Below are 11,335 nucleotides of genomic sequence, written 5' to 3'. Positions count from 1 at the left end.
CAGGGATCTCATCATGATTTAACCCTAGAGTTCAGATTAATTCTAGGCAATTTTGATGTGTAAAAATTTATGCAATGTAGAAATTTTCACCATTTTTAGCGTTTCTAGCCTGTATTGTGGAGCAAAGAGTTTCTCAGAAGTTGAACGACAATATTTTCAAGAATTTTCTATTTTCCTTAAAAAATAATGCCTTTAAATTTTGTTTCATACTAATTTTTTAAAATGAGACTACAAATATAAATCTGGAGAACCAGATTACATATGACTTTCTTAATTACGAATTACAAATTATTTCAACCATTCGCCGTAAACCCCGGATACAAAGTCATACCACCATCTATAAAAAGTGTCGCCCCATTGACATAATCAGAGTCATCAGAAGCTAGCCAAACTGCTGCTTTGGCAATGTCTTCTACTTCACCCACCCGTTTGGCTGGAATCAGTTGTAGTAACTTTGCTTCTGCTTGTGGGGTATCCCAAGCTGATTTATTAATCGGGGTTTTGATAGCACCAGGGGCAATACTATTGACGCGAATTCTGTGGGGGGCAAGTTCTTGGGCAATACTTCGCATCATCATATTGATACCGCCTTTACTGGTGGCGTAATTAACATGACCCGCCCAAGGAATCACCTCATGCACTGAACTGATACAAATAATCTTACCTGCGGCAGATGAGATCTGCGGTTGTACACCCCGACGCAAGAATTCCTTTGCAGCTTCCCGCGCACACAGAAACTGTCCTGTTAGGTTTACTCCAATAACTGCATTCCATTGGTCGAGGCTCATATCTACAAAAGGTGAATCTTTTTGCAGACCTGCATTGTTCACCAATATGTCAATGGTTCCAAATTGCTGGAGTGTATGGCTAAACATCGCCTTCACTTCGTTTTCTTTACTAACATCAGCTTGAATGGCAATAGCTTCACCGCTTGTAGACCTAATATCATCGACAATTTTTTGAGCTTCCTCGGCTTCAGAATGATAGTTGATAGCTACTGCTGCACCTGATGCAGCCAAATTGCGAGCTATAGCTTCGCCAATGCCAGAACTAGCGCCTGTTACAAGTGCTTTTTGACCTTTAAGCAGGTAAGGGGAATAGCTCATAATGTTTCCTTAGAATATAGATCTTGAGTGTTACTAAATATCAAAAACTTACAGCATAATTCAGCAGTGATAACTATTGACTGATTTTATAGACTCAATCATGGAGCTGCTTGCTAAACGTACTTACGTTAAATATTACTTAATACCCGCTTAGTTTTTTAGAACAATTTCTCTGATTCTGGCATCACTTTAGGGGTTTGCAGTGGCGATCGCTTCTAGCTGTTGGAGTAATAAACATCTCTAACTAAAGAATTAGAAAAACTTCATTCTAATTTCATTATTGTATGAAATCCTTAGAATATAAAGTCAGCAGCATTTCTCTTCTAATCAAATATAGATTTGATGACACTTTTAATTTTGATAACAGATTGTTAATAATAAACATTGATTTTTTACCAATAAAGTTTGATAAAGCTAATATGATAAAAATTGTTTTTAACTACGTCTGTTATCCTTGAATACGTGAATTTTATAAGAATTAGTTAATAATATTAGTATCTCGTTTTTACATAAATCATCCCTAGGATAGTGTTTTTTTGCTAATTTTTAGAAAATATTTTTATTAAAAATAAACACTTTTGAAGTATTGTTATTTTACTGATATTAGTGAAAGTAAAAATATATAACAATTTAACACTTAATTTATTTTTACTAGAAGAAGTCATTATAGCCTTTGGATACCATCAGGAAAAAGCAATGCCTGCTCTACCTCTCAATAGCCAAAATCTCCCTTACCCCGACCCAATACACCCTATCATCGTCCACTTTGTGATTGCAATGGTGTTTTTTTCGTTTTTCTGCGACGTGGTAGGCTATTTCACCCACAATAACCGTTTGTTTGAAGTCAGTTTCTGGAATATGTTTGTCGCTTCGGTAGCTATTTTTCTAGCGGTTATTTTTGGTCAGTTTGAAGCAGGTTTGGCAAATAATTACGAAGCAGTTCAGCCGACACTCAATTTTCACACGGTCATGGGTTGGTCGTTGGCGGCGCTTGTTGCTGCTATCACAGCTTGGCGTTTTGTGATTCGTAACCGCAAACCCTTGAAAATACCACCTGCTTACCTTGGTGTAGCAACATTTTTGATTTGTCTGGTGTTCTTGCAAGTATACCTAGGAAGCAAACTATTTTGGGTATACGGGTTGCATGTCGAGCCTGTCGTTGAAGCAATGAAGCAGGGAGCCTTGCGATGAACTCGCAACTAATTGACCAGTTAAGATTGAGACTAGGCGCTAACGGACTGCCCTATGAAATTCCCATGCATCCGCAGTTAGTACATCTGACATTGGGTTTATTCATCATTGCCATCTTGTTTGATATAGCAGGAGTGCTTTTTCATATAGAACGACCAATCTTCAAATTTTTGGGTCTTACTGCCATCCGTTCTAGCTTCTTTAATGTTGGCTGGTACAACTTATTAGGAGCGGCTGTTGTAACATTTTTCACTGTCGCATTTGGTTTTTTTGAGCTACTGCTGGCGAACCCACCAGTGAATGAAAAGAGTGATTGGGGGTTAAGTCCCGGTTGGACGATGCTTTTGCATGGTTTGGGCGGTCTTTTGCTGTTGGGGATCATCGTTGCCATGGCTGTATGGAGAGGTTTGCAACGCTACCAGTGGCGCAAGGATGCTTCCAGGCAAGTGCAGTGGAGTTACTTGTTAGCAGGCATTGCCATACTGGGTATCTTATATGTCCATGGAACTTTAGGAGCGCATTTGGGAGAGCAATTCGGGATTCATGTTACTGCGGCTAAATTAATCCGAGAAAGCGCAAACCCAAATTTAATACTCAAATAACTAAACGATAATTTCTCAAATTTTATGTTTAGATTTTTGGAATATTTACTAATAGCTTGTTGTATTGCAGTGTTGCTTGTCCTCAGCCATTGGATTGGTCAACAGACGTATTCTTGGATGCCTCCTGAAGCTACAGCAGAAGCACAAAAGGTTGATAGTTTATTTAGCTTTTTAGTCTCAGTAGGAGCGTTCATCTTGCTTGGGCTTGTTGGCATGATGGCGTATTCAGTACTGTTCTTTCGGGCGCCCAAGGAAGACTATACTGAGGGGCATCCCTCTAGAGGCGATGTGGGGTTAGAAATCCTGTGGACGGCAACCCCAACTTTATTAGTGCTGTGGATTGCTTTTCAAGGCTTCAATATTTATCAGCAATTAAATATCTTAGGTTTGGGGCAAATCGTGCATTTGCATACGCCTCTAGAACCTGAAAAAGCCTACGCCGCAGAAGTCAGCGATGTTCCCAAACCAGCGTCTCTTACGATTGAGGTTTTCGTGAAACAGTGGGATTGGTCTTTCCGCTATCCAAATAATGTCACTAGTAATGAATTACACTTGCCAGTTAATCGCAGCACCCGTTTAAATATGCACGCTAAAGACGTACTCCACAGTTTTTACGTCCCTGAGTTCCGTTTACAGCAGTATATTGTTCCCGATCGCAATATCGATCTTGTGCTAACGCCGATTCGCCCAGGCAAATATCATTTAAAAGATTCTCTATTCAGTGGTACTTACTTTGCTTTGATGGATGCAAATGTATATGTTGAATCTCAACAAGCTTATAACCAGTGGCTTGTCAAGGTGGTTGGTGAACCAACCACTATAAAAAATCAGGCAGTTGCTGAGTATACACAGCCAGCAAAAACATTGGTTAAAACTGGCTGGTACACTGTTGCACCCTCAATGTCTCCCGCGATTGCGCAAAGCGCAGCGCCAGAGGCGATCGCAGTTGAAAAGAAGGTAAGCAATGACACATGATATAGATATAAACGGGGATAGAAAGCCTGAAAATTCCCATAACGAGTCTGATAATAACTGGCGGTACTACTTTAGCTTCAGCACAGATCATAAGGTCATCGGCGTTCAGTACATGGTGACGACCTTCATTTTCTTCCTGATTGGCGGGCTGATGGCGATGCTCATCCGCGCCGAACTCCTCACCCCCGAATCGAATTTAGTTGACCGCCCCCTCTATAACAGCTTGTTCACCATGCACGGGACAATCATGATTTTTTTGTGGATTATCCCGTTTAATGCAGGTATTTCTAACTACCTAGTTCCGCTGATGATTGGAGCGCGGGATATGGCATTTCCTCTGCTCAACGCCATCTCTTTCTGGATTATTCCACCAGCAAGTATTTTGCTACTGTCTAGCTTCTTGCTACCTAATGGTACCGCGCAGTCCGGTTGGTGGTCTTATCCACCAGTCAGTCTCCAAATTCCCCCTGGTCAACCAATTAATGGTGAATTTATTTGGATTGTAAGTTTAGTGTTGATAGGCATCTCTTCTATCATGGGGGCTGTCAACTTTGTTACCACCATCTTTTGGATGCGAGCGCGGGGGATGACATTTTTCCGGATGCCTGTGTTTGTTTGGTCAGTTCTCAGCGCCCAGTTGTTGCAACTGATTAATTTGCCTTCCTTGACAGGTGCATTGATACTGCTATTGTTTGACTTAGCTTTCGGCACGCAATTCTTCAAACCTGGGGAAAACGGCGATCCCATCATCTACCAGCATTTATTCTGGTTTTACTCCCATCCAGCAGTTTACATCATGGCGCTACCAGCCTTCGGGATTTTTGCGGAAGTTCTGCCTGCCTTTTCACGCAATCCCCTGTTTGGCTATCGGTCATTAGCGATCGCTTCTTTAGGCATTGCTTTAGTGAGCATCTTCGTTTGGGTGCATCATATGTTTACCAGTGCTACCCCTGGCTGGATGCGAATGACCTTCATGGCCACCTCAATGTTGGTTGCCGTGCCCACTGGCGTAAAGGCGTTTGGCTGGACTGCGACAATTTGGAAGAGCAAGCTGCACTTGGAGACACCAATGCTGTTTGCTATGGGAGGTGCAGCAATGTTTCTTTTTGGCGGTATCACTGGTGTGATGCTTGCGGCAGTGCCGTTTGATATTCACGTCCACAACACCTACTTTGTAGTGGGTCATTTTCACTACATTGTCTTCAATACGATCGCGATGGCAATCTTCGCAGCCATTTACTTCTGGTTTCCCAAAATCACTGGAAGAATGTACGCCGAAGGCTGGGGTAAGCTGCATTTCTGGTTAACCTTTATTGGTGCCAACCTTACCTTTTTCCCCATGCACCCACTTGGTATACAAGGAATGGTGCGCCGAATTTCCTCCTACGACCCCCAGTATCAGGGGTGGAACATCATCGCTAGCCTTGGAGGCTTCTTACTGGGAGTATCCACACTGCCCTTTATTGCTAATATGGTGGGTTCCTGGCTATACGGCTCGAAGGCAGTAAACAATCCCTGGCACGCTAGCGGTTTGGAATGGACAACTTCCTCACCACCACCACGAGAGAATTTTGAGGAGATTCCGGTTGTTAGAAGACCTCCCTACGACTACGGCGATCCAAAATATTCAGTGATAGAAAATTCCGATAACCATGAATCAAGTAACTAGGGACTAGGAAATAATTTTCTTAATCCCAATCCCCAATCCTTAATCTCCAATCCCCAATCCTCAATCCCCAGTCCCCAATCCCTAATCCCCAATCATGACCCGTCGTATCATCCATATAGATGAAAGTCCTATTCGTTTTGAGCGGTGGCATCGCCGTCTACCAAATTGGCTGAAGCGGTTTTTACCAAGTGGTGGTGGGAGTCATGAAGACCATCATGGCAAAGGGATGTTTGGGTTTACCGTGTTTCTGCTCTCTGAAAGCTTAATATTTTTGAGTTTTATCTTTACATACGTTGCTCTACGATTAACGCACTCAAGAGATTGGCTACCACCCGGTGTTTCGGGACCGGAATTATCTAACTTTGTGATTATTAATACGGTGGTGTTACTTTCCAGCAGCTTTGTCATCCAACCCGCAGAAAATGCTCTCAGGAGTGGCAAGCTAAACAAATTTCGCTGGCTCTGGTTGATGACGATTGCAATGGGAACCTACTTCTTAATCGGTCAAATAATTGAGTGGAGCAAGCTAGATTTTAAGTTAAGCACAGGACTAGTTGGTTCAACATTTTATGTATTAACGGGTTTCCACGGTCTACACGTTCTTACTGGTGTAATTCTCCAAATAATTATGCTTGTCCGTTCCTTCATTCGAGGTAATTATAATAAAGGTCACTTTGGTGCAAGTACGACTACTTTGTTTTGGCACTTTGTTGATATAGTTTGGGTTTTCTTATTCTCCCTTCTCTATCTGTGGCAGGCATAAAATTGCTAAGAGATAAAAGTATTTTCAGGAGTAAATGTATGAATTTATTAGCACAAGAATTACCATCACCAAGAGCAATTCAAGAAGCTCCACCACTTGGTACAGACAAAGACCCACTTATTGCACACAATTTACAGAAAGAGCAGTATGTTGGCATTATTGCGCTAGCGATCGCCTTGGTTGCTGCTGTAGGATTTTTTAGTCGCAGAGTTGAATACGCTATTGTATTCGCTGTTATCCTCAGCGCTATTTTGATTGCTTTCTTTTTACTCATCTAGTAGAAGCTCTCGTTGAAGAATACAGAATTCAGAATTCAGAATTAATTACTAGGGAATTTAGACCCACTACTAATAGAATTCATACTGAATTCTGACTACTGACTCCTGAATTCTTTCTTGTTAAACATCCTGTTACAAAATTTGGGAGGAATTTTATGAACAGCCCAGTTTATCAAACTGTGATTATTGGTGGTGGTTTCACCGGACTATTTACAGCTTTACATCTAACTCACGAACATTATCTTCGCTCTGTAATCTTAATTGATAAAAACGAGCGCTTTTGCTTTAAGCCATTACTTTATGAGTATTTCGATGGCGAGATGGATACTTTTCAAGTAGTCCCACGTTTTTCGGAATTACTTAAAGGTAGTGGTATTATCTTTGTACAAGATACAGTAGAGTCAATCGACTTGCATCAAAAGGCAGTCAAATTAGCTTCGGGAAACTCTTATAACTATAGCAATTTAGTATTAGCTTTGGGCAGCGTCACTGGCTATCATCAAGTGAATGGTGCTAGAGAATACGCCTTTCCTTTCTGGACGCAAGCAGATGCGATCGCGCTTGACCGTCATTTACGCGACTGTTTACAAAAAGCAGTCCAAACCGAAGATATAGAACAACGCCGAAAACTATTAACAGTAGTCGTAGTTGGTGGTGGTCCAAGTGGCGTAGAAATGGCTGCTACTTTAGCAGACTTTCTGCCGCATTGGTACGGCGCTTTAGGGGGCAATTCTACTGAAATCCGCGTGATTCTACTCAATCATGGCAAAGAAATCCTCGATGGTGATATTAACGATCCACTGCGCTCAATTGTCGAGAAAGAATTACAAAAACGCACTGTACCAATTGAAATCCTTACGGAAGCAGAAGCTACTGCTGTTAACTCTAATACAATTGAATATAAGAGTAATGATGAAGTTAAAACACTGGCAACATACACCACAATCTGGGCAGCTGGCACTTCCACCCATCCACTAATTCAAGACTTACCAATTCCCAAAGAACATCGGGATCGTCACGGTCGTCCCCTAGTCACTCCTAACATGCAATTGCTCGACTTTCCAGAAGTTTTTGCAGGCGGTGATTGTGCAGCAGTTCAGGATAATTCGCTACCGCCTACAGCCCAAGTTGCTTATCAACAGGGAGCTAATATTGCCCAAAATTTGAAAGCACTAGCTTTAGGTGAAGAACTCAAACTTGCTAAGGTTAATATCCGTGGAACTCTTTTAAAGTTGGGGATAAATGATGCGGCTGCTAACTTATTTAATATTTTTGAAGTTGCAGGTGAACCCGCACATTTAATCCGTCAAGGCACTTATTTAACACTATTGCCGACACCAATTCATGACTTCAAAGCTACGACCGAATGGGTAGATGAAGAGATTTTTCACCAGCACCTCGACCCTCAAGATGTAGGCAAAAAAGTGGTACAAGCTGTAGAAATAGTTGGTGCAGGAGTTGTTGGTGTTTTAGTTGCTAGGAAATTATTGAAAATGTTAGGCGATGAAGAGAAAAAGGACTAGGGATTGGGGGCGTTGCAGAACAGTGGTATGAATTGAGGTAAGCAGGGGAGGCTGGGGAAGCAGGAGAAGAAATTTTTTAATTAGCCAAATCATCCCGCAAATATGCAACGCCGGATTGGGAAAGGGGAAAAGGAGCCTTGATTAATGAATATGCCTACTCGTACCAATGTACAGGTACAAAAAATTCGAGCTATTAGCTTAACGGTAACAAACTGCGTAGGCGTAGCCCGTCGTAGACATCGCTCTTTGGATTTTTATACACAAGCACTTGCTTTTGAACTCGTTTCCGATATCACTAAATTATCACTGCTGAAAGAAGAAACTCACTAGTACAGCTTGGCGATTGTTTGTGATAATTTCATGCGTGTGGAGACATCGCAATGCAACGTCTTTTTCTACAGGATAGTTATTTCTACTAAGCTGTACTAGTATCGAATACGAGGATCGACATAAGCATTTAAAATATCAATTAAAATGCTGGCACTAACAACGATCGCCCCAAAAAATACCAATACTCCCTGGACTGTGGGATAATCGCGATCGCTGATTGCTTGATACAGCCGATTCGCCAACCCCGGCCAAGAAAATGTCACCTCGGTTAAAATCGCTCCTCCTAACAAAGAAGCAAAGGTTAATCCCAACACCGTAATCACTGGAATTAAAGCATTTTTTAAGGCGTGGGAGACTAGAATCTTCTTTTCAGGAATTCCTCTTGCCCTAGCTGCTTCTACATAGTCTGCGCGTAATGTTTGCTTTAAATTCACGCGCACAATTCGCTCAAAAATTCCACTGAGCAAAAGTCCGAGGGTGAGGCTAGGAAGGGCAAGATGATGCAAAGAGGCAAAAAGCTGACTGAAGTTTCCACCAAGCAAACTATCAATTGTATACAGCCCAGTAATCCGAGAAGGTGCGGCCAGAGTGGGCGGAAAGCGGTTGGAATTAGGAAACCATCCCAGTTGTACAGAGAAAATCAACTGCAAAAGCATTCCAGCCCAAAACATCGGCAATGCGTAGGTGATGATACCAAACAACCGCCCGCCGACATCAAAATATGTCCCAGGACGAGAAGCAGAGAGAGTGCCAACCAACATCCCGACGATAAGAGCAACTGCCATACTAAATACGGCTAACTCTACTGTCGCTGGAAAATATTGCCCAATTATGTCCCAAACATCTTGTCCGCGGCTTGTTAAAGACGTTCCCAAATTAAAACGCAAGATGTTTCCCAAATAATTCAGGTACTGTAGCCCTAAAGGAAGATTTAAACCTAGTTGTTTTCGCAATTCCTCTTTAGCAGCTTCTGGCGCACGTCCACCGAGAATCGCATCTGCTGGATCTCCTGGTGTTGCTCTAAGTAATAGAAATACAATTGTAATAATTGTCAACAGTTGCAGTGGCGCTAAGAGCAAGCGAGAGACAATGTAATATTGTAAAGCTTTCGAGCGAGACATAAGTTAGTTGTCAGTTGTTAGTTGTTAATTTTCATTTGTCATTTGTCAGTTGTTAGTTGTCATTTACCACTGACCACTAACCACTGACTAATAACTACTTTTTAATGGTTTTGTAAATCAGATTTTGGGTGGGGTCAAGTTTTACGTTGCTGACATTTTTTTGGGCAAATACATAGTCTTTGTTTTGCCATAAGGGAACGTAAGGGACATCAGTTGCTACTTGCGTTTGAATTTGTGCAAAAATTTTCTTACGCGCTTCGGGGTTTAACTCTTTGCGTTGCTGGTCGATTAACTGATTTATAGCTTCACTATAGTAAAACGAGCCTTGAGTTTGACTGCCTCCATCCTCGCAGCCTTTAGCAACTGAACCTTTCTGACAAGATAAAAACGGTTGTACGTAATTATCTGGATCTAAAAAGTCTGGATACCAATCAAGCAAAGCGGCTGGATATAAACCTCTGGAAATGTCTTTAAAGAAAGTAGGACCTTCTACAGTGGTGACTTCAAACTGTATAATCCCATCCATTTTAGTATCAACTAAAGATTTGAGAGTTTGTGCTGCTAAACTGCGCGTGGGCGAACTCGAAGGATACCAAACTTGGATTTTTGCCGGATTTTCTTTGGAGAAACCAGCACCAGTTAATATTTGTTTAGCTTTATCAAAGTTTCCATCACCATATTTATCTTTAAATAATGGCTGGGAAACATCAAATGTGGTGGGAATCATACTGTACAGCGGATCGGCTTGACCGTATAATACTCGCTGCATAATTAATGGACGATCGACAATTGCCGCGATCGCTTGTCTTACTTCTAGTTGATCTAAAGGCTTTTGATTGCGATTCAATACTAGATAACTTACTACACTACCCTGAGCGCTAATTGCTTGCCAATCTCCTTTTTTACCACGTTCCTCTAAGTTGCGAATTTGATCTGGTTCTAAGGATAGGTAGGCTGCATCGACTGCACCTGTACGGAAGGCATTAAACAAATTAACTGGACTAGTCTGAATTTGGACGTTAACACCTTTATTGGCTGGTTTTTCTCCCCAATACTTGTCAAATACATCCAATCTTAGAGAATCAGTACCATAAGACCCTAGCTTGTAAGGGCCAGTCCCCACAAAAATACTTGGCTTAAATTTCCCAGCCCCAACTTCGTAAGCTTTAGGTGAAACTGCACATACTCCAGAAAATGCCAGCAGTGAAGGAAATGCTGCAAAAGGTTTTTTCAGCTTGATTGTTAACTCATTCTCGCCTGTGGCTTGCACTGTGTTGACTGTATCGGCTAATAAAAAAGAAGGTTTACCTTTATTTTCAATGAAACGCTTGATGGTAAACTCCATTGCTTTAGCGTTGAAAGGAGTCCCATCATGAAAAACGACTCCCTGACGCAAGGGAATCGTATAAGTCAAACCATCTTGACTGACTTTAGGTAATGCTGTAGCTAGTTGGGGCTTAATTTCCGTACTACCTGGTTGATAAGTGTAGAGGCGATCGCTCATATTAAATACTAAACCCAAGGATGCCAACTCATAGGCATCAGCCGGATCTAAAGTTCTCGGCTTGCCTGTTGTACCTATGGTAATGCGACCATCACCTGCCGGAGTAGATGTTGTATTAGTTCCCGCAGGCGGAGAATTGCCGCCTCCGGTGCAACTAATGACTAAAAATAAACATACACAGAACAAAGATAGGAATTTTGTAATCCGAACCCACCGTCTTGCAGACAAGGAAAACCAGGTCATATTATTCAGCTTTTTGGAATCAGCGGTCAG

The 11,335-nt window shown here is 41.8% G+C and carries 11 protein-coding genes; 8 read left to right on the top strand and 3 right to left on the bottom strand.

Going from position 1 to position 11,335, the window contains the following annotated elements:
• Nucleotides 1-293: 293 nt before the first annotated feature.
• Nucleotides 294-1,106: an SDR family oxidoreductase gene (locus RMY31_RS21265; protein ID WP_322660207.1), complete on the bottom strand. Its 813-nt coding sequence runs from the start codon at nt 1,104-1,106 to the stop codon at nt 294-296.
• Nucleotides 1,107-1,802: 696 nt separating this feature from the next.
• On the opposite strand from RMY31_RS21265, the gene RMY31_RS21260 reads away from it, so the two are divergent.
• The 8 genes from RMY31_RS21260 (at nt 1,803) to RMY31_RS21225 (ending at nt 8,437) form a co-directional block, all read left to right on the top strand.
• A complete protein-coding gene (locus tag RMY31_RS21260; protein ID WP_322660209.1) occupies nt 1,803-2,297 on the top strand; it encodes a DUF2231 domain-containing protein in 495 nt (164 codons plus the stop codon).
• Nucleotides 2,294-2,899, top strand: coding sequence for a DUF2231 domain-containing protein (locus RMY31_RS21255; RefSeq protein WP_322660211.1), 606 nt, complete (start codon nt 2,294-2,296; stop codon nt 2,897-2,899). The genes RMY31_RS21260 and RMY31_RS21255 overlap by 4 nt, the downstream gene beginning before the upstream one ends.
• A 24-nt stretch (nt 2,900-2,923) precedes the next feature.
• Complete coding sequence (locus RMY31_RS21250) at nt 2,924-3,874, top strand: cytochrome c oxidase subunit II (RefSeq protein ID WP_322660215.1); 951 nt, start codon at nt 2,924-2,926, stop codon at nt 3,872-3,874.
• Nucleotides 3,864-5,543: a cytochrome c oxidase subunit I gene (gene ctaD / locus RMY31_RS21245; RefSeq protein WP_322660218.1), complete on the top strand. Its 1,680-nt coding sequence runs from the start codon at nt 3,864-3,866 to the stop codon at nt 5,541-5,543. Before RMY31_RS21250 ends, ctaD begins: the two co-directional genes overlap by 11 nt.
• A gap of 94 nt (nt 5,544-5,637) precedes the next feature.
• The gene (locus tag RMY31_RS21240; protein WP_322660220.1) at nt 5,638-6,306 is read left to right on the top strand and encodes a heme-copper oxidase subunit III; all 669 of its coding nucleotides are present in this window, start codon (nt 5,638-5,640) and stop codon (nt 6,304-6,306) included.
• 38 nt (nt 6,307-6,344) lie between these two features.
• Complete coding sequence (locus RMY31_RS21235) at nt 6,345-6,584, top strand: hypothetical protein (RefSeq protein ID WP_322660222.1); 240 nt, start codon at nt 6,345-6,347, stop codon at nt 6,582-6,584.
• A gap of 155 nt (nt 6,585-6,739) precedes the next feature.
• Nucleotides 6,740-8,107 carry an NAD(P)/FAD-dependent oxidoreductase gene (locus RMY31_RS21230; RefSeq protein WP_322660224.1) on the top strand — a complete coding sequence of 456 codons (1,368 nt, stop codon included), beginning with the start codon at nt 6,740-6,742 and terminating at the stop codon, nt 8,105-8,107.
• A gap of 144 nt (nt 8,108-8,251) precedes the next feature.
• Nucleotides 8,252-8,437 (top strand): hypothetical protein, encoded by a 186-nt coding sequence (locus tag RMY31_RS21225; RefSeq protein ID WP_322660226.1) that lies wholly within the window; start codon nt 8,252-8,254, stop codon nt 8,435-8,437.
• Between the two features lie 95 nt (nt 8,438-8,532).
• On the opposite strand, the gene RMY31_RS21220 is transcribed toward RMY31_RS21225, so the two are convergent.
• Together RMY31_RS21220 and RMY31_RS21215 are read right to left on the bottom strand one after the other, a co-directional pair.
• Nucleotides 8,533-9,558 carry an ABC transporter permease gene (locus RMY31_RS21220; protein ID WP_322660227.1) on the bottom strand — a complete coding sequence of 342 codons (1,026 nt, stop codon included), beginning with the start codon at nt 9,556-9,558 and terminating at the stop codon, nt 8,533-8,535.
• A gap of 94 nt (nt 9,559-9,652) precedes the next feature.
• Nucleotides 9,653-11,305, bottom strand: a complete 1,653-nt coding sequence (locus RMY31_RS21215) for an ABC transporter substrate-binding protein (RefSeq protein ID WP_322660229.1) — start codon at nt 11,303-11,305, stop codon at nt 9,653-9,655.
• Nucleotides 11,306-11,335 lie beyond the last annotated feature (30 nt).

The organism is Dendronalium sp. ChiSLP03b, assembly GCF_034531165.2.
GTDB lineage: Bacteria > Cyanobacteriota > Cyanobacteriia > Cyanobacteriales > Nostocaceae > Dendronalium > Dendronalium minutum.
The sequence above is the reverse complement of the archived record's forward strand: the minus strand, read 5'-3'. Positions and strand labels throughout refer to the sequence as shown.

Excerpts from the sequence above, each read along its gene's own strand:
- RMY31_RS21225 (WP_322660226.1), top strand. The coding sequence starts at position 8,252 with ATGAATATGCCTACTCGTACCAATGTACAGGTACAAAAAATTCGAGCT.
- RMY31_RS21235 (WP_322660222.1), top strand. The coding sequence starts at position 6,345 with ATGAATTTATTAGCACAAGAATTACCATCACCAAGAGCAATTCAAGAA.
- RMY31_RS21240 (WP_322660220.1), top strand. The coding sequence starts at position 5,638 with ATGACCCGTCGTATCATCCATATAGATGAAAGTCCTATTCGTTTTGAG.
- ctaD (WP_322660218.1), top strand. The coding sequence starts at position 3,864 with ATGACACATGATATAGATATAAACGGGGATAGAAAGCCTGAAAATTCC.
- RMY31_RS21250 (WP_322660215.1), top strand. The coding sequence starts at position 2,924 with ATGTTTAGATTTTTGGAATATTTACTAATAGCTTGTTGTATTGCAGTG.
- RMY31_RS21220 (WP_322660227.1), bottom strand. The coding sequence starts at position 9,558 with ATGTCTCGCTCGAAAGCTTTACAATATTACATTGTCTCTCGCTTGCTC.
- RMY31_RS21230 (WP_322660224.1), top strand. The coding sequence starts at position 6,740 with ATGAACAGCCCAGTTTATCAAACTGTGATTATTGGTGGTGGTTTCACC.
- RMY31_RS21215 (WP_322660229.1), bottom strand. The coding sequence starts at position 11,305 with ATGACCTGGTTTTCCTTGTCTGCAAGACGGTGGGTTCGGATTACAAAA.
- RMY31_RS21265 (WP_322660207.1), bottom strand. The coding sequence starts at position 1,106 with ATGAGCTATTCCCCTTACCTGCTTAAAGGTCAAAAAGCACTTGTAACA.
- RMY31_RS21260 (WP_322660209.1), top strand. The coding sequence starts at position 1,803 with ATGCCTGCTCTACCTCTCAATAGCCAAAATCTCCCTTACCCCGACCCA.
- RMY31_RS21255 (WP_322660211.1), top strand. The coding sequence starts at position 2,294 with ATGAACTCGCAACTAATTGACCAGTTAAGATTGAGACTAGGCGCTAAC.